General features: G+C 40.3%; 20 protein-coding genes. 14 read left to right on the forward strand and 6 right to left on the reverse strand.

The window, feature by feature from the left end; genetic code table 11:
* Nucleotides 1–24: 24 nt before the first annotated feature.
* The 3 genes from radC (at nt 25) to rpmG (ending at nt 1379) form a co-directional block, all read left to right on the forward strand.
* Nucleotides 25–699 carry a RadC family protein gene (radC, locus tag PHAL_RS0110810; RefSeq protein ID WP_016708422.1) on the forward strand — a complete coding sequence of 225 codons (675 nt, stop codon included), beginning with the start codon at nt 25–27 and terminating at the stop codon, nt 697–699.
* Between the two features lie 276 nt (nt 700–975).
* Nucleotides 976–1212: a 50S ribosomal protein L28 gene (gene rpmB / locus PHAL_RS0110815; RefSeq protein ID WP_016708423.1), complete on the forward strand. Its 237-nt coding sequence runs from the start codon at nt 976–978 to the stop codon at nt 1210–1212.
* A gap of 11 nt (nt 1213–1223) precedes the next feature.
* Nucleotides 1224–1379 (forward strand): 50S ribosomal protein L33, encoded by a 156-nt coding sequence (rpmG, locus tag PHAL_RS0110820; protein WP_004335545.1) that lies wholly within the window; start codon nt 1224–1226, stop codon nt 1377–1379.
* A 297-nt stretch (nt 1380–1676) separates the two neighbouring features.
* Here rpmG and PHAL_RS0110825 read toward each other — a convergent pair whose 3' ends face one another.
* On the reverse strand, nt 1677–2603 hold the full coding sequence (locus PHAL_RS0110825) for a manganese-dependent inorganic pyrophosphatase (protein ID WP_016708424.1): 927 nt from the start codon (nt 2601–2603) through the stop codon (nt 1677–1679).
* Nucleotides 2604–2763: 160 nt separating this feature from the next.
* On the opposite strand from PHAL_RS0110825, the gene PHAL_RS0110830 reads away from it, so the two are divergent.
* From PHAL_RS0110830 to PHAL_RS22965, 5 genes are read left to right on the forward strand one after another with little or no spacing between them, the layout of a single operon-like run.
* Nucleotides 2764–3291, forward strand: a complete 528-nt coding sequence (locus tag PHAL_RS0110830; RefSeq protein ID WP_016708425.1) for a hypothetical protein — start codon at nt 2764–2766, stop codon at nt 3289–3291.
* Nucleotides 3284–4093 carry a bifunctional DNA-formamidopyrimidine glycosylase/DNA-(apurinic or apyrimidinic site) lyase gene (gene mutM, locus PHAL_RS0110835; RefSeq protein ID WP_016708426.1) on the forward strand — a complete coding sequence of 270 codons (810 nt, stop codon included), beginning with the start codon at nt 3284–3286 and terminating at the stop codon, nt 4091–4093. The genes PHAL_RS0110830 and mutM overlap by 8 nt, the downstream gene beginning before the upstream one ends.
* Nucleotides 4094–4149: 56 nt before the next feature.
* A complete protein-coding gene (locus PHAL_RS0110840) occupies nt 4150–5343 on the forward strand; it encodes an efflux RND transporter periplasmic adaptor subunit (protein ID WP_085999747.1) in 1194 nt (397 codons plus the stop codon).
* 2 nt (nt 5344–5345) lie between these two features.
* Nucleotides 5346–8486 (forward strand): efflux RND transporter permease subunit, encoded by a 3141-nt coding sequence (locus tag PHAL_RS0110845; RefSeq protein WP_016708428.1) that lies wholly within the window; start codon nt 5346–5348, stop codon nt 8484–8486.
* Nucleotides 8479–9876 carry an efflux transporter outer membrane subunit gene (locus PHAL_RS22965; protein ID WP_016708429.1) on the forward strand — a complete coding sequence of 466 codons (1398 nt, stop codon included), beginning with the start codon at nt 8479–8481 and terminating at the stop codon, nt 9874–9876. The genes PHAL_RS0110845 and PHAL_RS22965 overlap by 8 nt, the downstream gene beginning before the upstream one ends.
* A gap of 25 nt (nt 9877–9901) precedes the next feature.
* Here the strand turns inward: PHAL_RS22965 and PHAL_RS0110855 are convergent, their stop codons facing one another.
* From PHAL_RS0110855 to PHAL_RS0110865, 3 genes are read right to left on the reverse strand one after another with little or no spacing between them, the layout of a single operon-like run.
* Nucleotides 9902–10402, reverse strand: a complete 501-nt coding sequence (locus tag PHAL_RS0110855; RefSeq protein WP_016708430.1) for a DUF3299 domain-containing protein — start codon at nt 10400–10402, stop codon at nt 9902–9904.
* 10 nt (nt 10403–10412) lie between these two features.
* Nucleotides 10413–11705, reverse strand: a complete 1293-nt coding sequence (locus tag PHAL_RS0110860) for an ABC transporter permease (RefSeq protein WP_016708431.1) — start codon at nt 11703–11705, stop codon at nt 10413–10415.
* Nucleotides 11705–12391 carry an ABC transporter ATP-binding protein gene (locus PHAL_RS0110865; RefSeq protein WP_029216116.1) on the reverse strand — a complete coding sequence of 229 codons (687 nt, stop codon included), beginning with the start codon at nt 12389–12391 and terminating at the stop codon, nt 11705–11707. Before PHAL_RS0110865 ends, PHAL_RS0110860 begins: the two co-directional genes overlap by 1 nt.
* A 184-nt stretch (nt 12392–12575) precedes the next feature.
* Between PHAL_RS0110865 and PHAL_RS0110870 the strand changes: the two genes are divergently transcribed.
* The 5 genes from PHAL_RS0110870 to PHAL_RS0110890 all read left to right on the forward strand — a co-directional run bounded on the left by PHAL_RS0110870 (nt 12576) and on the right by PHAL_RS0110890 (nt 18051).
* The gene (locus tag PHAL_RS0110870; protein WP_016708433.1) at nt 12576–13682 is read left to right on the forward strand and encodes a phosphoribosylaminoimidazolesuccinocarboxamide synthase; all 1107 of its coding nucleotides are present in this window, start codon (nt 12576–12578) and stop codon (nt 13680–13682) included.
* Nucleotides 13683–13847: 165 nt separating this feature from the next.
* Nucleotides 13848–14507, forward strand: a complete 660-nt coding sequence (locus PHAL_RS0110875; protein ID WP_016708434.1) for a methylamine utilization protein — start codon at nt 13848–13850, stop codon at nt 14505–14507.
* Entirely contained in the window at nt 14500–16812 is a 2313-nt protein-coding gene (locus PHAL_RS0110880) for a bifunctional diguanylate cyclase/phosphodiesterase (protein WP_016708435.1), read from the forward strand. Before PHAL_RS0110875 ends, PHAL_RS0110880 begins: the two co-directional genes overlap by 8 nt.
* On the forward strand, nt 16799–17632 hold the full coding sequence (locus tag PHAL_RS0110885) for a DUF3034 family protein (protein ID WP_016708436.1): 834 nt from the start codon (nt 16799–16801) through the stop codon (nt 17630–17632). Before PHAL_RS0110880 ends, PHAL_RS0110885 begins: the two co-directional genes overlap by 14 nt.
* A gap of 32 nt (nt 17633–17664) precedes the next feature.
* Nucleotides 17665–18051 carry a group I truncated hemoglobin gene (locus tag PHAL_RS0110890; RefSeq protein WP_374954834.1) on the forward strand — a complete coding sequence of 129 codons (387 nt, stop codon included), beginning with the start codon at nt 17665–17667 and terminating at the stop codon, nt 18049–18051.
* On the opposite strand, the gene PHAL_RS0110895 is transcribed toward PHAL_RS0110890, so the two are convergent.
* A complete protein-coding gene (locus PHAL_RS0110895; protein ID WP_016708438.1) occupies nt 18041–19057 on the reverse strand; it encodes a glycosyltransferase family 9 protein in 1017 nt (338 codons plus the stop codon). The genes PHAL_RS0110890 and PHAL_RS0110895 overlap by 11 nt on opposite strands.
* A 374-nt stretch (nt 19058–19431) precedes the next feature.
* Between PHAL_RS0110895 and PHAL_RS0110900 the strand changes: the two genes are divergently transcribed.
* A complete protein-coding gene (locus tag PHAL_RS0110900; RefSeq protein WP_016708439.1) occupies nt 19432–19833 on the forward strand; it encodes an adenylyltransferase/cytidyltransferase family protein in 402 nt (133 codons plus the stop codon).
* 35 nt (nt 19834–19868) lie between these two features.
* Here PHAL_RS0110900 and PHAL_RS0110905 read toward each other — a convergent pair whose 3' ends face one another.
* Nucleotides 19869–20885, reverse strand: a complete 1017-nt coding sequence (locus tag PHAL_RS0110905) for a CDP-glycerol glycerophosphotransferase family protein (protein WP_016708440.1) — start codon at nt 20883–20885, stop codon at nt 19869–19871.
* Between the last annotated feature and the right edge of the window lie 3 nt (nt 20886–20888).

Raw genomic sequence — 20888 nt, forward strand, 5'->3', positions numbered from 1 at the left:
AAAACACTTTTCAGGGACGAAATAATGCAGCTTACATCTTTACCGAGCAATCAGCGACCACGTGAAAAATTATTAGCTAAAGGAGCTAAATCGCTCAGTGATGCGGAATTGCTTGCTATATTTTTACGTACGGGTTTACCTGGAATGAATGTCGTGGAGTTAGCGCAGCATTTAATGACACAAAATCAAACCCTTCATAATTTATTTAATGCAACGATTGATGATTTTTGTGCGCAAAAAGGTTTGGGGGTCGCAAAGTTTGTGCAATTGCAGGCCGTGCTGGAGTTAAGCCGTCGTTATATGATGGAGCAATGTAAACGCGATGCAGTATTTAATTCGCCACAATCGGTGTATGACTATTTAACGCTTGAATTACGAGGCCTACAGCAAGAAATATTCATGGTGTTGTACTTAGATAGTCAGAATCGCTTAATTAAAGAAGAAACTCTCTTTTATGGCACTATTAACGCTGCATCAGTTTATCCGCGTGAAGTGGTAAAAGCAGCCCTTAAAAATAATGCAGCAGCATTGATTCTAGCGCACAATCATCCATCAGGAATTGCAGAACCAAGCCAAGCAGACAAATTAATTACCACTAAATTGCAGCAAGCTTTACAATTAGTTGATATAAATATTTTAGATCACATCATTGTCGGTGGAGATAATTGCGTTTCGTTCGCAGAACGAGGCTTGATTTAAGAGCATTCAAATCACTAAGCGTGTTAAAAATGAGCGGTTTAGTACTTATTTGCAAATTAGTTTAATTTAAATGCAGTTTTTACTTTCCCTAAGGGCATTCGATCTTTATAATTAGCCGCTATCAAATTTACACATGAGCTGATTGGATTAGATCAATCACTTGATCTTTGCCTGTATAAGCTGTATAAAGAGCGCCCTTCGATTTATCCCTGGGGCACAAAATACATAGCCTAGGGGAAAATTAAGCTCGAGCGAAGTTATTGGAGATATATAGACATGTCTAAAGTATGTCAAGTTACAGGTAAGCGTCCTGCGGTTGGTAATCACCGTTCACACGCGAGAAACGCGACTAGACGTCGTTTCCTACCTAACCTACAAACACACCGTTTTTGGGTTGAAAGTGAAAAACGTTTTGTAACATTACGCACTACTACTAAAGGTATGCGTATTATCGATAAAAAAGGCATCGACACGGTTCTTACTGAAATCCGTGCTCGCGGCGAAAAAGTTTAAGGACCTGAGTCATGCGTGATAAGATCCGTTTAGTTTCTACAGCTGGTACTGGTTTTTTCTACACTACCGACAAGAACAAGCGTAACATGCCGGAAAAAATGGAAATCAAAAAGTTTGATCCAAAAATCCGTAAACATGTTCTTTTCAAAGAAGCTAAAATCAAGTAATTTTAGTTTTCTCTGAATATCAAAAACCCAGCCTAGGCTGGGTTTTTTGTTTTAGACTAGCCGTCAGTTAAGAGCTGCTAGGAGCGGTAAGCTGTAAGTTTTAAGCTGAACGGCGTTAAAATTGGCTACGTAGGTTGTGGTTGAGCAGCGCGAAACCCAACGAAAAATACCATATCAGCCTGCATCAAAAAACTGCATTATCGAATGTTTTTACTCCTTCGGTTTATCTGTTTAAATGGCTTACAGCCAACAAAAAACCGTTGTTATTTACATAACAACGGTTTTTAGAATTACAGCTTACAGCTTAGAAAAAGCGTCTTGCAGTGGTGGCACTACTTGCTTTTTACGGCTTAATACACCGTCTAACCATACTTTACCGTCTTCAGGCGTTACACCATAAGCAGCTTCCACTAATGTTGCATCGTCAGAAGCGATGAGCATTTGTGAGCCTTCTTTCATAATGTCGGTAAGTAGTAAGAATACCGAATGACGGCCGCCTTCTTCTTTAAGCTTGGCAATATCAGCTTCAAGCTCGGCTTTTATGTCATCAAATACCGCAAGATCGATAACTTCTAACTGACCAATCCCTACAAGCTTACCGTTCATGTTGAAGTCTTTAAAATCACGCATTACTAAATCGCGCGCAGGTGTATCTTCAACAGCTGATTTAACACGGAACATATCCATGCCTAATTCTTTAAAATCTTCAATGCCAGCAATTTCAGCTAGTGCTTCAACACATTTTATATCAGCTGTGGTGCAGGTTGGAGATTTGAAAATTACCGTGTCACTTAAAATTGCGCACATCATGATGCCTGCAATGTCTTTTGGTATTTCAACATTGTAAAAATCATACATCATTTTGATGATGGTGTTTGAGCAACCAACTGGACGGATCCAACACTCAAGTGGTGTTGAGCTAGTTAAATCACCTAATTTATGGTGATCAACAACACCCACAACGCGTGCTTGGTCGATATCATCTGGTGCTTGGGTTTTTTCAGTGTGGTCAACGATGTAAACGTCTTCACCTGCGTAGCTTAATTTTAGCTCTGGCGCTTCAAAGCCAAACTTATCAAGAATAAATTGTGTCTCAGGTGAAACTTCACCAAGACGGGTAGGAATTGCAGGCTCTTCAATTTGGTTTTTCAAATAAGCCAGTGCAATTGCACCACAAATAGAATCTGAATCTGGGATTTTATGACCCACTACATACATTGACATGACGGAACTCCTTAAATTTTGCCGTATATTAGCAAAGTAATCTAACTTTGGCACATTACCACTGGTGAATTTTAGTAATATTGCATAACAAATTTCGGCTGCCATTTTTACATATTTTTGGTTACACTTTAACTAATTGAATCTTTTAGGAAGAACTCAAATGCAGTTAGGCCGCAAGGGCTGGAACAATGTTGTTATTTTTTCCATGCTGTTAATGATTTTCTTTTTTAATGGATTACACACTAAACTCAACAGTGGCCCAGAAGAAGCTAGGGTACAGAGCGTGCTGCCTGACCAGAGTTTTATTTTAGCGCTTGAATTCCCAGATCAAAAAATAGAGCGGATCGGTACGTCTTGGCGTGCTATAGCATTAATTGACAATGCCCCACCGAGTCAATGGCAAGCAACCACAGTTAATCTTGTCGAATTAATTAATCAATGGCAAAACATGCAGTTGTCGGTTGCAGAAGAACAGCCTACATTTCACAATACCACCGCGCTAACAGTTGCTACTGTGTGGTTGGCAGGTGAGCAGTTACCTTGGTTATATCAATTATACCGTGCCCCACAGGGCTATTATTTACTTGATAAGAGTAACCAGCGTGTATTGTTGCTTGATCAACAGACTGCGCAGCGGTTATTTCCAAGTTTTAATTTTATACACAGCGAGCCTAAGTCGAATGCCTGAATTACCAGAGGTTGAAGTTAGCCGAATGGGGATCACCCCACATATTTTGCAACAACGTGTCACTAAGGTGAATATTCATAACCCTAATATGCGTTGGCCAGTGCCTGATGAGGTTTATCAAATCACTAATTTAGTTGTGTTAGATGTACAGCGCCGAGCTAAGTATTTACTGCTGAAATGTGAATTGGGTAGTGTTATTTTACATTTGGGAATGTCGGGTAATTTACGGGTTGTTGATAAAGACGAACCATTAAAAAAGCATGATCATATTGAATTCATATTTGCTAATAACAAAGCACTGAGACTCAATGATCCTCGCCGATTTGGTTGTTGCTTGTGGCAACAGCCTGACCAGTGCCATAGCTTATTAAGTAAGCTTGGTCCTGAACCGCTTACTGATGAATTTACCGCTAAACGGGTATATGAGCAGTCACGTAATAAAAAAGTGCCAGTTAAACAGTTTATCATGGATAACGCCGTGGTTGTTGGGGTAGGTAATATTTATGCTAATGAATCCCTTTTTAAAGCTGGTATTCACCCAAAACGCGAGGCAGGTAAAGTATCACTGGCGCGTTATCAGCAATTAGTGCCTATTATTAAAGATACACTCGCTGCGGCGATCACCCAAGGCGGCACAACGTTAAAAGATTTTGCGCAAAGTGACGGTAAACCAGGCTACTTTGCTCAGCAGCTGCTAGTGTACGGTCGTAAAGGTGAGCCGTGCATGATGTGTAAAAAAGCATTAACAGAAATTCGGTTAGGTCAGCGCAGCACTGTATTTTGTAGTCAGTGTCAGCGTTAATTGACTTTTATGGCCCGTATGAGCGATATACCTAGAAAATTACAAGTGAGAAACTAATGTATTTTAGTGTCAATCGTATGTTTACGATTTTGGTTTTACTGACTGTGTTGTGTGCCTGTAGTAAGGACATTGTAGAGCAGCCAATAGAAGAAGTGGTGACGGTACAGGCTAAGAAAATGGACGTGCCAATTTATGGTAACTATGTCGCGCGTACAGATGCATCCCTAGATGTAGAAGTGCGCGCGCGGATCACAGGTTTTGTGGAAAGCGTTGATTTTGTTGAAGGCAGCTGGGTGAATGAAGGTGACTTGCTTTATAAGATTGATGATCGCCCTTATAAAGCGAAATTAAATCGTGTACAAGCCGCCTATGAAAAAGACAGTGCAGCATTGGCAAAAGCGAAGCGCGATGTAGTCCGGTTAAAACCTTTGTATGAACAAGATGCAGCTAGCCAGCTAGATTATGACAATGCAATATCAACTCAAGAGCAAGCTCAAGCCAGTTTAGCGGCAACACAGGCCGAGCTCGATGAAGCAAAGCTAGAACTTGCTTATACCCGTATCACGGCGCCAATTAGTGGAATGGTGGGAAGCTCAGAAGCTGACCTAGGGGCATTAGTTGGTAGCAGCGGAATTTCTCTATTGACTACAATTCAGCAGATTGATCCTATTTACGTTAATTTTAATATGTCGGCGTTAGATTATTTAAATGCAAAACGTCGTATGACGACCATTATTGATAAATTAGAAGCTGAGCAAAAAGGCAAAGCCCTGCAAGGTTTTGTACGCATATCATTACCTGACGGCAGTGAATACCGTTACTGGGGAGATGTAAGTTTTACTGATCCTAAAATTAGCCCAAAAACAGGCACCTTTAAGGTGAGAGCCGTTTTACCTAACCCTGAAAGTGAACTATTACCAGGGCAATACACTAAAGCACGTATTAAGCTTGATGAAATTAGCAATGCAGTCGTGGTGCCTGAAGAAGCAACCCAAGTTGAACAAGGCGGTATTTATGTGATGGTGGTACTTGATAACAATATCATTGAGCGGCGTTTTGTGGTGGTTGAGCATTATGGTGAAGAAGGCATTGTGATCAGTGGTGGTTTGAGTGCTGGTGAAAAAGTAGTGATCAAAGGCTTGCATCGTATTCGTCATGGACAGCATGTGATGGCGCTCAGTGAAGATGAATTTACTGCCCGTGAGCAGGAAAAAAACGCAGTTACTCTCGCTAAAAAGCAAGGAGAGTAAGGGTGTTTTCTCACTTTTTTATTAATAGACCGGTGTTTGCATCGGTGATCTCTTTAGTTATTTTATTAACGGGTGTGGTGTCGTTATTTACTTTGCCAATTGATCAATACCCAGACATCGCACCGCCATCAGTGAAAATATCAGCATCATTTCCTGGGGCTACAGCTGAAACCGCCTCTGAGTCCGTGGCAATACCATTAGAGCAAGAGCTAAACGGTACGCCCAATATGTTGTATATGGAATCAAAAGCCACAAATTCTGGTGGTGCTAATATTACGCTGACTTTTGATGTTGGCACTGATCCCGATTTAGCATTAGTCGATGTCCAAAATACTGCGAGTCAAGCAGGGAGTAACTTACCTGTTGATGTACAAACCGAAGGGGTATCGGTTTCAAATGAAAGCTCGGTTGAATTACTTAAGTTGGCCTTAACCTCTGATGATGAGCGTTATGATGAAATATACTTAAGTAATTATGCCAGTATTAATGTAGAGGCCGCACTTAAGCGAGTGCCTGGTGTTGGTAGGGTGCGTAATACTGGCTCGCGCTCATATTCAATGCGTGTTTGGCTCAAACCGGATATTTTGGCAGGCTATGAGCTCACAGTTAATGATGTAACTGATGCCATAAAATCACAAAACAAGGAAGCTGCTGCTGGTGAGATTGGTGCCCAACCAAGTCGTGAACATATCAAGTTAAACTTTCCTGTGCGAGCGCAAGGGCGGTTAAATAAAGTCGAAGAATTTAAGAATATTATGCTGCGAGTTAATAGCGATGGCTCGATGATCAGGTTACGCGATGTAGCGCGAGTTGAGTTAGCATCATCCGCTTATACGTTAAATTCTAAATTAAACGAGCAACCCGCTACTATCCTACAGATCTATATGCTTCCCGGCTCCAATGCGCTGGAAGTAACGCAAAGTGTCAAAGTTGAAATGGCCCGTTTAAGTGCCGCATTCCCGCAAGGAATAAAATGGCAGCTATTTTATGATGCTTCGGAGTTTATAAAGCTTTCAATCGATGAAGTGATCAACACTTTGATCCAAGCACTAATTCTAGTTATTTTGGTGGTGTATTTATTTCTACAAAATTGGCGCACTACGTTAATTCCTGCATTGGCGGTGCCGGTTTCTATCGTGGGCACTTTTATAGCGCTTGCAGCATTTGGTTTTACCATTAATAACGTGAGTTTATTAGCGATGGTGTTGGCGATTGGTATTGTGGTCGATGATGCCATTGTTGTAGTTGAAAATGTAGAGCGATTAATCAACGAAGAAAAAATGGATGTTGTCAGCGCGACCAAGCAAGCTATGACTGAACTTTCAGGGGCAATAGTTGCTACTTCATTGGTGCTTGCTGCGGTATTTGTGCCTGTGTCATTCTTAGCGGGCATTACCGGTATTATGTATCGTGAATTTGCTATTGCTATTACTGTTGCGGTGTTAATTTCTACCTTAGTTGCGCTAACTTTAAGCCCTGCGATGTGTGCTTTATTTTTACGCCCAAGCGCCCCTTCAACGAATAAATTTTTTGTTAAATTTAATGCTATGTTGGCTAACTTAGGTGATAAATATACCTGGTTAGTTACAGTTACTTGTCAAAAAGCTAAGCGTAGTTATGTCGCGTTTATCATTATTGCCGGCGGGTGTTATTTTGTATTTGCGCAATTACCAAGTAGCTTTATGCCACAAGAAGATCAAGGACGTTTTTTTGTTGATGTATCCCTACCGGATGCTGCGACTGTATCACGAACTAATGAAGTGATCAGCAAGGCGAATAAATATATTATGGCGCATGATGGTATTGCTTATTCGTTCTCTTTGGCTGGCGAAAACCGCCGCGCCGGTGGGGCGCAATCCAATGGTCAGTTTGAAATTATCCTAAAGCCATGGGCGTATCGCGCAGATAAAAATTACACTGTTAGTAATGTAATGAATGATATTCGCCAGCAGCTTTATAGTATTCCAGAGGCATCTTTTAGTGTGTATCAGCCTTCTGCAGTTGCAGGATTAGGTTCAGGCTCTGGGGTTGAATTTGCATTACAAGAAAAAACCGGCGGGAACCTTACCAGCTTGGTTGAATCGCTCGATGTATTGCTGGCTAATTTAAATAACCGTCCTGAAATAGCCAAAGCAACGAGCTCACTAAGAGGCTCTGTCCCCCAGTTGTTTTTAGAGTTAGATCGTGAAAAAGCCATGGCGCTGGAAGTCCCTATTGCTGATGTGTATAGCACCATGAAAGTGCTGACAGGATCATCGACCATTAATGATTTTAATTTATTTGGGCGTGTTTATCGTGTGAAAGTGCAGGCTGAAGGGGAGTTCCGTGAACGCCCTGAAAATTTAAATGAATTTTATGTGCGCAGTGATAATGGCGCTATGGTGCCATCTAATGTCTTAGCTAAACTACAACTCACGACAGGGCCGTCAATCATTAATCGCTTTAATATGTTTACAAGCGCCTCGGTTAACGCCTCGCCAGCTGCGGGTTATGCATCTGGTGATGTGATCAAAGCGATTGAGCAAGAGGTAGCAAAGCTGCCGCCTAATATTGGCTTTGAGTGGACAGGATTAACTTTTCAAGAAATACGCTCTTCAGGCCAATTAGGGATTGCCATAAGCCTTGCAGTGGTGTTTGTATTCTTATTTTTAGCTGCACTGTATGAAAGTTGGGCATTACCGTTTGCAGTATTACTGATAAGTCCAATTGCCATGCTTGGTGCGTCATTACTGACACTAGTGAGTGGGTTGGAAAACAATTTGTTTTTCCAAGTTGCTTTTATTGCTCTGATTGGTCTTGCGGCTAAGAACTCAATATTAATTGTGGAAGTTGCTAACCAACTATATCGCGATGGAATGAGTGCCAAAGAAGCCGCGATAGAAGCTGCGCGTTCTCGATTTAGACCTATTTTAATGACTGCGTCATCGTTTGTGCTGGGAGTATTACCGTTAGTATTAGCTACAGGACCTGGTTCTGTTGGGCGTCAATCTGTGTCTATGCCGATTTTAGGTGGGATGCTGCTAGCAAGTTCTATTGGTATTATTTTGGTGCCATTATTTTTTATTACAGCTGCACGGTTTGTTAAGCAGCATGTTGTAAAAAAAGTAGAAATAGGCACTAAGCAGGAGCAAAGCCATGTATAAGTTATCGCTAGTGGCGACTGCATTATTGCTGGGTGGTTGTGCTGTTGGCCCTGATTTTTCCGCGCCTGAGCATGACGACATCAGCACCTTTATGACCACTGAAGCACAAGCGAGCAGTGAGGCTTTAATTGGTTGGCAACAAATATATCAAGACCCCTATTTACAAAAGCTCATAACGCTTGCGCTGGAAAATAATCACGATATGCTCATTGCACGTTCTCGTATTATAGAGGCGCGCTTAAACAGTGATATTAGTGATGCCGACTTGTGGCCTGATGCGAGTATCGGTTTAACCTCAGAGCGTGAAAAAGACACCAGCAGTATTGCTAACACACATGACTTAAAAGCGTATTTTAATTGGGAAGTGGATTTATTTGGAGGAAACCGTAGAGCGAGTGAAGCACTTCTTGCCCAATATTATGCAACTGAGCAAGGCCGTAACGTAATACAGCTTACTTTAATAGCAGATATTGCTCAGCAGTTTTTTGCTCTTAAAGAAATTCAAGAAGAGCTGCAAATCAGTGAAAATACCATTAAATTACGGGCGAAAGAGTTAGAGTTGGCACGTATTCGTAAAGCCGGTGGTATTATTTCAGGACTTGAGCAACGCCAAGCTGAAGTTGAGCTGGAGTCGGCCAAAGTGAATGTGCCTAAACTACGTCACCAAGAACATATCAAGATCAATCAATTACGGTTCTTGATTGGTGATGCAACGGCAGATATTAGTGGGGGAAGTGAGCTGTCTGCGCAAGTTATGCCGCGCACACTACCTACGGGCTTACCAAGTGAGTTATTAAAGCGCCGCCCTGATGTACAGCAAGCGATGATGAGGTGGCACAGTGCCATGGCTGAGATTGGCATTGCTAAAGCTGACTTATTCCCAAAGTTAAATTTGTATGTAGAAGTGGGCCGCGAGAACAATAGTTTGAGTGATATACTCACAGCTAACTCAGCCGTTTGGCTACTTGGTGGTGAGTTGTTAATGCCGATATTTAATATGGGTAAAAATTTAGACAGCTTATCGGCCGCCCAAGAGCGAGCGTATCAGGCCAGTGTCGAATATGAAAAAGCAGTCTTAATAGCCTTACAAGACGTGAGTGATCAAATCTCTAGTTTTCAAAGTTCAGAACAAATTTATGATGCGCAGCACAGCTTAGTGCTCAGTAGTAAAGACTATTATCGCCTTGCGCATTTACGTTATACGAATGGGGTTGCCAGTTCTTTGGATTTGCTCGATGCACAGCGGCAGTTGTTTTCTGCTGAAATTGGTTTAGCTCAAGCCAAAAATAATCGTCTCCAGAGTATGGCTAAGCTCTACAAAGCATTAGGTGGTGGTTGGTATGAAACCAACCAGCAATCAGATATAGCTACAGAAAAAGTAACTGAATAAGCACCTAGCAACTAGGTGCTATTAATTACAACTCAAATGGTGCGACGCCGACGGCTGTCATTTTATAGCCCACTTGAGCTATTTCGCCACTCCAAGTTTCAGTGTTGATTACGCCGGTAACAACAATTGCATCGTAGAGGCTTTCAATTGGCACACCGCCTTTAATTGTGACGTGAACAATTTGATTTGGTGGTGGTGGTGGCACATGAATACAGGCGCCAAAATACGGCACCAGTAAAAACTCAGTGATCACTTCGCTATCACCTTCGAGCGGTACAACAAACCCGGGTAAACTGACTGATTGGCCATTAAGTTCTTTTACAACTGGGGCATCTAAGTCGGGTTGCACCCAATTTTGCTCTGTTCCTTCATGACTGGCTTGCTCTTGAGTGTCTATTTGCACGTGCCCTTTAGGGATTAAATCTTCCCAAAATATCTCTTTAGGTTCGTTGGCTAAGCTATTAAAGCTTAGAACAAAACTAAAAATAACTAAGCAAACTACAGTGAGTTTTTGAAAATACTGCATGGTGTTCCTCTTAAATTTTAATGCTCATGCCATCTGATAATGAATAAAAATAAGCACGGGAGGCTGGAATTAAGCCAACGATAAAACCGGCCGCCATAATAGCGCCGATCAGCATCAGTTCATAGCTCGATAGCATAGCAATGGTGATAGTGATCCCTGCGTGGCTTTGTAAGTAGCCTGAAGCGAGGGCCATGAGTAAATAAAATAATCCGCAGCCCGCTAAGCAACCTAAAAATGTGGTCAATAAGGATTCAATGCTGATCAAGGCGAATAGGTGCCAAGGTCTTGCACCCACTGAACGCAAAATTGCTAATTCACGACGGCGTTGATTGAGGTTCGCTAATAGCGTAGTGAGCATGCCTAATAGGCTTACTAATACTACGACTATAGAAAACAGCAGTAAGATTTTTTCAACAATGGTGAGCATTTCCCACAATTCACGTAATGTGACACCGGGCATTATGGCGAGCAATGCTTCATCTTTAAACTGGTTGATATTACGGCGTACCTGGAGAGTATAAAGTGGTGAATCAAAACCAATTAAAAATGCGGTAATTTGTTTTGGGTTGCCAATCAAATCAGTAGGCTTTTCATGTTCATGTTCATGTTCATGTTCATGTTCATGTTCATGTTCATGTTCATGTTCATGTTCATGGCTGGTATGGTTTGTACTATGAATTTGTTCAATTGCAGCTAATGGGATATGCAGCGTTTTATCAACAGGGGTGCCGGTGGCATTTAAAACGCCGACAACCGTAAAAGGGTTGTCATCATGATGATGAAAGCTCGTGTTACCCATGCCGTGGGAAATAATAATACTATCGCCAAGCGAGTAGCCTAAGCTCTTGGCGACTTGAGCGCCGAGCACAACTTCATTTAAATGCTGAAAAGGCCGCCCTTGGCTAAAACTAAGTGGCTGCTTTTTAGCAAATTTATAATGCTGGAAATAGTCTGCAGAAGTGCCCAGTACGGCTTGACCTTTATGGCTATCGCCAAGTGATAAGGGGATACTCCATTTTACGCCGCGTTGTTGTTTTATATATTGATAACTTTGCCAACTAACCCCGTTATTAGCGTGACCAATGCGAAAAACTGACGACAGTAACAGCTGAATATCACCCGTTCGTGCACCAACAATGAGATCAGTACCTGAAATGGTATTACTAAAACTGCTTTTGGCATCAACACGTACGCGTTCAATACTCAGTAATAGCATTACGCTGATAGCAATAGTCAACAAGGTCAGAAACACACTTGCACGGCGGTTGTATAGGCTGCTTATAGCAAGCTTTACTAGGACCATTAAACTTGCTCCTGTAACGCGATCAAATCAATATTACGATTAAATAAGGGTTGTAAGCTGTCATCGTGACTGACAAAAACGAGGGTGCTGTTAGCGGCTTGAGCTTGTTCGAACAATAACTTAATGAATGCTTGACGGTTATTGCTATCAAGTGCTGACGTTGGTTCATCAGCGATGATAAGCTCAGGGCTACCAATAAATGCCCGTGCGGCAGCGACACGTTGTTGTTGCCCGATACTTAAATTAGCAACATTTTGCTGGTGGAATTGCTCGTCCAAGCCAAGCGCATTCAATAGTCTGCTAGCTTCTTGATGCAGACTTGAGCTAGTTGTTAATGCTTTTTTTTGTCGCAGCTTTGAAAACTGACAACCTAAAGTCACATTCTCCAGCGGTGATAAGTAAGGCAGTAAATTAAAGTTTTGAAAAATATAGCCAATGTGATCAGCACGAAAAGCATCACGCTTACTATTGCTTAGTTGGTTAAGCTCACAATCCAAAATTTTTAACGTCCCTGATGTTGGTTGATTTATCCCCGCTAGCAATGCTAGCAATGTGGATTTACCACAACCGCTTGGGCCATGTAAAAATACATGCTCACCTTTTATTACCTCCAACGATGCAATTGCTAGAGTGGGCTTAATTTGGTGTTTTTGCCATTTAAAACTTAGCTGCTTTATATCAATCATCATACAGTTTACTGCTGGAATTTGATGTTATCTTATAACGTTAATAACAAAATACCAACTAATCTGCGTTAAATCACATTGTGCTTTAATTGTGATTTTCCCCGGTCTCGATTATTATTAGCAGCTTATAACCCCAATCCCATACTAGTGCCTGTAATAGGCTCGCCATAGATCCGGAGATAGCATGACTAGCTATAAAGTTTTAGATGTAAACGATGACTTACCAATACGCACTAAGGGCCCTGTTCATAGTGGTAAAGTTCGGTCAGTTTATTGGCTAACAGACGAAGATAGTGCGCGTTTGATTAACGAAAAAGGTTATCAAGTACCTAAAGGTACTGAGCTGGCTATTATGGTTATTTCTGATCGTATCTCTGCATTTGATTGCATTTGGCAAGGTGAAAATGGCCTAAATGGTGTGCCAGGTAAGGGGATTGCATTAAACACTGTTGCATCGCACTGGTTTAAGCTATTTGATCAAGCGGGTCTTGCAGGAAATCATATTGTTGATATTCCACATCCATATGTTTGGATTGTTCGTAAAGCCAGTACAGTAAAAGTAGAAGCCATTGCTCGCCAGTATATTACCGGCAGTATGTGGCGTGATTACAGCAAAGGTGTTCGTCATTTTTGTGGTTTAGAATTACCAGAAGGCTTAACCGCGAATCAGAAGTTGGATGATGTTTTAATTACGCCATCAACGAAAGGTATTATTACAGGCGTTGCAGATATTCCTGCCGTGGATGATGTAAATATCACGCGTGACAATATCACTAATAATTTGAGTGTTTTTAATTTTAAGTCTAAAGATGATGTTGCAAAATACGAAGAGCTGCTTGTTGAAGGTTTTACTTTAATTAGTGCTGAGTTGGCTAAATTGGATCAAATTTTTGTAGATACAAAGTTTGAGTTTGGTTATGTAGAAGATATTGATGGTACAGATAAGCTGATCTATATCGACGAAGTAGGCACACCTGACTCATCACGCATTTGGGATGGTGCAGCTTACCGTGATGGTAAAATTGTTGAGAATTCAAAAGAAGGTTTCCGTCAGTTATTAATTAGCAATGTACCTGATAGTGATGTATTACTAAATAAAGACCGTATGCCTGAGCGAGAACAGCTTGCTAAAGATTATATTTTGCCAGAATCAGTAATGTTATCGGTGTCAGAAACTTATGTTGGTATTGCTAGTAAGATAGTTGGCTATGATATCGCCATTCCAACAGATCCACGTACTGAGGTTATTACTATTTTAGATCAGCAATATGGCTTGATCACCAAGCTTTAATCATGAGTTTTTTATTTGCTAATGTTTAAAAGCCTTAAGTTTTACTCTTATTTAGTGTAACTGGGCTTTTATTCTTGCATTTCGGGTCAGTCTCTAATTAACTTAACCTAAGATTAATTAGAGACACTCATAGGTTAGTGCTTACGCGCTACCGAGGATGACTAAATGAAACTGCAAAAAATGGCAAGCAAAAGCATAGTGACTCTTTTTACAGTGGCGCTCTCATACGCAGCCTGTGCGCAGAATGTTGCACTTAATATTGTTGATCAACATGGCTTGCCACTTAAAAATACAGTTGTCGAACTGGTTGGTGAAGATACTAGTAAATCATCATCGCAGTTACCCGTACTTATCATGGATCAAGTCGACAAGCAGTTTTCACCCTCATTGTTAATTGCTCAGCAGGGACAACAGGTTAATTTTCCGAATAGCGATAATATTCGTCATCATGTGTATTCTTTCTCTCCTGCAAAACCATTTCAGTTGAAACTTTATTCAGGGCAGCCTGAAAGCCCAATTACATTTGAGAATCAAGGGGTCGTGGTGCTTGGCTGTAATATCCATGATTCTATGTTAGGGTATATTTATGTCGCTAAAAGTTCTCATGTATATCAAAGTGATGAGCATGGAAATGTGCAGCTAAATGGCTTAACACTGCCCGTTCAGCTTAGTCTGTGGCACTCACTGCAAAAAAACGCTCTAGAAGAAAAACAATCTTTAACGTTAACTGTAAATTCACCTAATCGTGTCCAAGTTACATTGCAAACAATAGAGCCTAAGCCACGTAATACGTTTGGTAGTAAGTTTAAGGGCGGGAATGACTAACAGCTTAAAAAATCGCATTACTATTTTATGTGTAGGCCTTGTACTATTGACGACTATGGTCAGCTTATTGAGTTTTTGGTGGTCGACGAGTCAATTTAATGAGAAAAAGGTCACACAAGATATTAACGTGGCCGAAAATGTCTATAAGCAGTATCTGACCTCAAAAGAAAGTTTACTACTTACCGCTGCTAAAGTATTAACTGCTGACTTTGGTTTTAAACAAGCGGTTGCGACTCGAGATGCCAATACTATAAGTAGTGTATTGTATAATCATAGCCAACGTATCAATGCTGACTTGATGTTGTTATTAGACCTATCAGGGAAGTTAGTATCAACTAACCGACAGCAAGATTTTGATAGTAATTTACAAGAACTGATGAATGAGTTGCTCAATAATACCGAGCAATCAAGCTTTGTTGTGCTAAATAAAGAACTATACCAGGTTATTTTATTACCGATCAAAGCACCTCGCACCGTGGCTTATAGCCTTGTTGGGTTTAAAATTGATGACGAGGTTGCTGTTGAATTAAAAAACCTAACCGGCATGGATGTAAGCTTTATTGCTAAAAGTGATGACTTAGTAAAAAGTTCGTTATTAGAACGGCCAACGCCCTTTATTCCAACTGAATATTTTCATAATAAAACCACACAACGAATTTTTGGTGAACAACTCGTTTATAGCAATCGTGACGTACATTTACCCTCACTCAATAACCACCCTGTGAATGTGTTACTAAGTGCTGATTTAACGCAAAGTTACAGTGAGTTTGAGCGGCTGTTTTACACGTTAGTTATTTTAGCCACGATAACCATTTTTATTGGTGTGATTACCAGTAGCTTATTAGCAAAAAACTTAACCATGCCACTATCACAATTGGCTAGCTTAGCGCGGCAATTTGCGCGTGGTAATTACAATGTTGAGCTAATGAGTAAAAAACAAAGCAATGAAATATCAACCTTGATCGATGCTTTTAAAAATATGGGTAATGATATTCAAGAACGTGAACAGCAAATTAGCTTTGCAGCAAAACATGACTCCTTAACAGGTTTTTATAATCGTTCAGCGATGTTAGAAGTATTGAATGAGACCCTTAACCAAAATCAAGAATATACTTTAGTCGCAATTGATATTCGTGGTCTCAGGCACATTAACGATAAGCTCGGTGCACGTATTGGTGATGATTGTTTAAAAGCCGTAGCATCACGGATTGCTGAGTTTTCAGATGACTTAGGTGGTTTACATGCCCGCATTGGAGGCGATGAGTTTTTAACTGCATTTGCGAGCAATACTGGCAGCAACCTTAAAAGTGGCATAATTGGTTTAATGGCGCAGTTGCAAGCATGTTACACGATTCAAAAGTTGAAAATTAATTTACGTTTCAGTGCAGGGGTTGTGCAATATCCCTCTCAGGGTTTGCAAGCCGATGATTTAATGCGCCGGGTGTTGATTGCTGTTGATAGTGCCGCTAGTGCGCATGAAAATATCCATTATTACCAGCAAGGTGAAGATGAAGAGCACCTTGAAAGGCTGAGAATGATCGATGAGCTCAAACAGGCTATTAATGACGACGATGGTCAATTATTTATGACTTATCAACCCAAATTACATATCGCCACTCAAAAAATAGATAAAGTTGAGTCACTCATTCGTTGGCAACGTAAAGATGGTAGTTGGGTGTCTCCAGAGTTATTTATTGATTTAGCAGAACAATCAGGGTTAATTGTTGAGTTAACAGGCTGGGTTGTTAAAACAGTAGTTGCACAAGTGGGGCTTTGGCAACAGCAAGGTATTTATATGCAAGCAGCTATTAATGTTTCAGCCCAAGATATAGCTTACCCAGGATTTCATGCAAATTTAATACGTACGTTAAAACAGTTTTCGGTGGCTCCAGCGCTTATTACTATCGAATTAACCGAGCGCGATATGATCGAAAATGAAGAAAAAGGTATTCATGCACTGGAAAACCTTAAAGCTATTGGCGTAAAAATTTCGTTGGATGATTATGGCGTAGGGCAAACTTCCTTAGGTCGTTTAAAAATGCTTCCTATTGATGAGCTGAAACTTGATAAGTGTTTTATTTTAAAGCTAGATCAATCAGAAAAAGATCAATTCATTGTGGAATCCACCATCACCTTAGGTCATCAACTTGGATTTTCTGTGGTTGCAGAGGGAGTCGAAACCTTAGCTTCGCTTGAATTGTTACAAAGAATGCAGTGTGATCATGTGCAAGGTTATTACTTAAGTCGGCCGCTCAAAGCGGAGGTGTTTGAACAATGGTTGGAGCAATATAATGAACAAGCTTAAGTTATTATTTGTTACCGTTATAACATTATCCGTTTTTGATTCTTTTGCATCACAGGGTAAGTTGTTAGCAACCCCCGGGGTATCGCAAGTAGAAGGAAGTGGCGGTGGGGGGATCGTCCCCTGGGCGCAACTTGCAGGGTATGCCAGCGAAGATGAATTTGCCATCAATGGCTTTTGTAGCCGTGCAGATGTGACAGATTACACTCTAGATGTATGTGGTACACAAATTAATTTATTTAATCGTGTTGAGCTTAGTTATGCACAGCAAAATTTTGCTGTGCCAGCACTTGATACTGAAATAGAACAAGCAATTACAGGTGTCAAAGTTAGGCTCTATGGCGATATTGTCTACAGTGATTGGCCACAGCTAACACTCGGTGCGCAGCATAAGTCTCTTGACGATGGCACTGTTGCGACACTCGTAGGCGCAAAAGAGACTTCGGGCACTGATATTTATCTTGCGGCGAGTAAGTTACATTTAGGTGCTATCGCGGGTTATAACTGGTTCTGGAATATAACTACACGCTATAGTGAAGCAAATCAGCTAGGGTTACTTGGCTATGGTGGAGCCAATGGCGGCGAAAAATTATTATTTGAAGGCAGCACTGCTATTTTCTTAAGCCGAGAAATTGCTATTGGTGTTGAATATCGACAAAAATCAAATAATCTAGGGCTCGGCGAGCAAGATTGGCACGATCTGTTTGTAGCGTGGATGCCTAATAAATATGTTAGCGTTACCGCAGCATACCTTGATTTAGGGAGTATTGCGGGAGCTGCTGAGCAAACGGGCTGGTATTTATCGGTAACAGGGTATTGGTAATGCTTAAACTTATTCCGGTAATAGTTTTTACAATGATACTCAGTGCTTGCTCAAATATAAGCAACTTAACTTTGTACCAACAACTCGATGGCCAAGCAGGCCTAGAAAGGTTAGTTGATAGCTTTATTAATCAAATTGGTAATGATGAGCAGGTTTTTCACTATTTTGAGCATGCCAATATTAGCCATTTTCGTGCAGGCTTCCTTAACCACCTATGCGTGTTAACGGATGGCCCTTGTAAATACACGCGCGATAGTATGGTGGAGATCCACACCGGCATGCACATCACTGAAGCGGACTTCAATCATGTTGTCGATTTACTTATTAATGCCATGAATGAACAAAATATTGATCACACAGTACAAAATAAAATACTTGCGAGAATGGCACCACTAAGATCGCAGATAATTAAGATTTAGCATGCAGAAGCCTCAAAGCTGCATTACTTATTTCCGTTGGATGAATTTCGTTAATGATGTCAGGCTCAAGTAGCTGATTGCCATTTGCAACTAATGCTATGTAGTTACTTACTTTAGGCGCAACAATACTCCATGGAGAAGTACCTAAGCCAACAACTGCGACAAAAGGTACATTAAATGCAGCTGCAATATGCATAGGGCCAGAGTCTATTGTAAGCAACAAATCTAATTCACTAATAGCATCACTCATTGTTAGAATGGAGGTTTTTCCAGCCAGCAATACAGAGTCAATTTGTTGTTGATTTAATTGTCTGTGTAATTGTTGAGCATCATCAAGTTCACTTTTGTCGCCAAAAATATAAAAAACGCAATCAATTTCTACAGCTATGCTTGCCATAGCATCAAATGAAAGCTTGTTTGGATAATGGCGTAGGCCTTTATTTTTTCCACCAAAATATACTCCAATTGACTTTTTCCCTGTATTGGGTATTAGAAAACTAGGCTCTTTTTTAAGGGCTGTATTTGGTATCGTATTAAAGGGGTTGCCATGAGGCTCATTTACGAGCCGACAATAACGGAATATATAATGGTGATTCGCATTTAATTTTAGTTTATGTGTCAATAAAAACGAACGTCCATTTTTTGCATAACCTACTCTATATTTAATGCTTGCCAAGAAACATAGCATTGCTTCGGATAGCGAGTTACGCATTATTATAGCAAGCTGGATGTTAGCGACTTTGAGTATTTTCGCTTGTTTTAAAATTGATATAGGCTTGCTTTGATTGAAACGTTCATCAACAATAATTGAATAGTCTGGATTGCGTGAAAATAAATCGACTAAGTTAGGTCTTAGTAATAAAAAAATTTTGTTGTTCGGATACAACTCTTTGAGTAACTTTAACGATGGAGTGCAATTAACAGCATCACCAATAAACTTTGGTAAGACGATTAAGATGTTCCCCATTATTTTTTGCGTCGCTATTTTACAGTTACTTTTTTTCATCTAAATTGTACCATTCGGTTTGTGCATCGATTGTAGCAATGCGTGTTTGTGAAGTCTATTGAACCACAATATGGAATTATTAAAGCTATAAAAATATGTTTTTATAGCTTTAATAATAAAAAATGAAAGTGGACTTAATTGTTATTAAAATATTGAAATGGTTAATTTTACTTTATTTTATTGCAGGATTAAGAAGAAGTATTAATTATTTCAATGTGAATGCTCTGTAAGCTATATACTATTAATAGCTCGTGACGATGAGTTGCATTAAGGACTGACTTTTAACAAAATAAAACTAGTGTTACCAAAACGCCCATGGGTAAAATAGATGGCTTATCTGCTGAGCGAATTGCGAACTATTTAGAGGAAAATAAATGAAACGAGTAATAACTTTTGGAACGTTTGATATTTTCCATGTTGGCCATATCAATATATTAGAGCGTGCAAAAGCATTGGGCGACTACTTGATTGTTGGGGTGTCATCAGATGCACTCAATATGTCAAAAAAGGGGCGCAACCCTGTTTACAGTGAAGCCGACAGAGTAAAAATTATCAGCTCATTACGTTGTGTTGATGAGGTGTTTATCGAGCACTCGTTAGAGCTGAAAGGGGAATACATCACTACACATAAAGCTGACTTATTAGTTATGGGGGATGATTGGGCAGGACGTTTTGATGAATTTAAAAGCCTTTGTGATGTACAGTACCTTACTCGCACACCTTCAATTTCAACCACTGAAATAATTGAAGTGGTACGTAATCCATTATCGCAATAAGCCGTTAAGGTGGACCCCGCCCACCCTCAGTTACATCACTTTAATTTCATATAGTTGAGTGCTTTTCGGATTTTGTATCGACGCAATAGGTTGAGTGGCTTTTGCATAACCCCAGCTTCAATTACTTGTGCGGTTGCAGCCAGTACACGTTGAGCACTGTTGCCATCAGTAAAAGGGTGTACTTGAGTTATATACTGATTAATTTTTAGTTGCTGCTCATCACTTAAAGTGAGTGCTTGTGCCAAAGCATTACTTAATTGCTCCGGTTTAGTGATATTTATCAGTGCATCTTGCGGTTGAGAGTTATTAAAAGTGATCACTGGTTTACCTAATAGTAAGGACTCATCAACGGCGCTCGATGTATCTGAAATAACAACATCTGCGTGTTGAATTAAAGGAATTAAGTTATCACTTTGGCAGATCTCAAAATGTGCTAACTCAGCAAGTGACTGATACAATTGTTGCCACTGCGGTTTAGTTTTTGGGTGAAACTTCAGTTTAATGTCGTAATCACCACTACTTACAAGTGCTTTTATTTGCTCAAATAAGCTCTCAAGCGAAGATAAGTTTGGCGAAAATGTTGGCGCATATAAAATAACCGGCTTTATATTCTGTTGTTTTTGATAATCGAAGTAAGGGTCGAGTTTTGGCCAGCCAGTTTCAGTGACTCTAAAATATCCGTGTTTTTTCGCGAGTTGTCTAAATGGCTCAGTGGTGAGAGGACCGTGAGTGCAGTACAAGTCAAAAAAGCCTCTGATCGCAAAATGCCCTTTCTTTTTATATTCTAAGCCATGAAACACTTGTACCTTTACCCCAGGGAAAAAATCCGGAACAACATTACCTGGCACAAATACGGCACACGGGTTAAAGTTTTTAACTTCTTCAATAGTATGAAGTTGTTTCTCACCGTCTAATAAGCTGTTGGTAATACCGCTTTTTTTTGTAATAAACCAGCAAGCTTTATCTCCATTTGCTTTAATAGCTGCTTGAATAGGGCGTAAAATAGCAAAGCTATAGGGTTGTTCTACATAGAATAAATAATGTTTAGGCATGTG

This window comes from Pseudoalteromonas haloplanktis ATCC 14393, assembly GCF_000238355.1.
In the GTDB taxonomy this organism is placed as follows: Bacteria; Pseudomonadota; Gammaproteobacteria; order Enterobacterales; family Alteromonadaceae; genus Pseudoalteromonas; species Pseudoalteromonas haloplanktis.

Bases quoted from the DNA above. Each gene is read 5' to 3' on its own strand.
- radC (WP_016708422.1), top strand. From the start codon at position 25: ATGCAGCTTACATCTTTACCGAGCAATCAGCGACCACGTGAAAAATTA.
- PHAL_RS0110880 (WP_016708435.1), top strand. From the start codon at position 14,500: ATGACTAACAGCTTAAAAAATCGCATTACTATTTTATGTGTAGGCCTT.
- rpmG (WP_004335545.1), top strand. From the start codon at position 1,224: ATGCGTGATAAGATCCGTTTAGTTTCTACAGCTGGTACTGGTTTTTTC.
- mutM (WP_016708426.1), top strand. From the start codon at position 3,284: ATGCCTGAATTACCAGAGGTTGAAGTTAGCCGAATGGGGATCACCCCA.
- PHAL_RS0110855 (WP_016708430.1), bottom strand. From the start codon at position 10,402: ATGCAGTATTTTCAAAAACTCACTGTAGTTTGCTTAGTTATTTTTAGT.
- PHAL_RS0110900 (WP_016708439.1), top strand. From the start codon at position 19,432: ATGAAACGAGTAATAACTTTTGGAACGTTTGATATTTTCCATGTTGGC.
- rpmB (WP_016708423.1), top strand. From the start codon at position 976: ATGTCTAAAGTATGTCAAGTTACAGGTAAGCGTCCTGCGGTTGGTAAT.
- PHAL_RS0110885 (WP_016708436.1), top strand. From the start codon at position 16,799: ATGAACAAGCTTAAGTTATTATTTGTTACCGTTATAACATTATCCGTT.
- PHAL_RS0110890 (WP_374954834.1), top strand. From the start codon at position 17,665: ATGATACTCAGTGCTTGCTCAAATATAAGCAACTTAACTTTGTACCAA.
- PHAL_RS0110905 (WP_016708440.1), bottom strand. From the start codon at position 20,885: ATGCCTAAACATTATTTATTCTATGTAGAACAACCCTATAGCTTTGCT.
- PHAL_RS0110860 (WP_016708431.1), bottom strand. From the start codon at position 11,705: ATGGTCCTAGTAAAGCTTGCTATAAGCAGCCTATACAACCGCCGTGCA.
- PHAL_RS0110830 (WP_016708425.1), top strand. From the start codon at position 2,764: ATGCAGTTAGGCCGCAAGGGCTGGAACAATGTTGTTATTTTTTCCATG.
- PHAL_RS0110875 (WP_016708434.1), top strand. From the start codon at position 13,848: ATGAAACTGCAAAAAATGGCAAGCAAAAGCATAGTGACTCTTTTTACA.
- PHAL_RS0110865 (WP_029216116.1), bottom strand. From the start codon at position 12,391: ATGATTGATATAAAGCAGCTAAGTTTTAAATGGCAAAAACACCAAATT.
- PHAL_RS0110870 (WP_016708433.1), top strand. From the start codon at position 12,576: ATGACTAGCTATAAAGTTTTAGATGTAAACGATGACTTACCAATACGC.
- PHAL_RS0110825 (WP_016708424.1), bottom strand. From the start codon at position 2,603: ATGTCAATGTATGTAGTGGGTCATAAAATCCCAGATTCAGATTCTATT.
- PHAL_RS0110895 (WP_016708438.1), bottom strand. From the start codon at position 19,057: ATGAAAAAAAGTAACTGTAAAATAGCGACGCAAAAAATAATGGGGAAC.
- PHAL_RS0110840 (WP_085999747.1), top strand. From the start codon at position 4,150: ATGTATTTTAGTGTCAATCGTATGTTTACGATTTTGGTTTTACTGACT.
- PHAL_RS22965 (WP_016708429.1), top strand. From the start codon at position 8,479: ATGTATAAGTTATCGCTAGTGGCGACTGCATTATTGCTGGGTGGTTGT.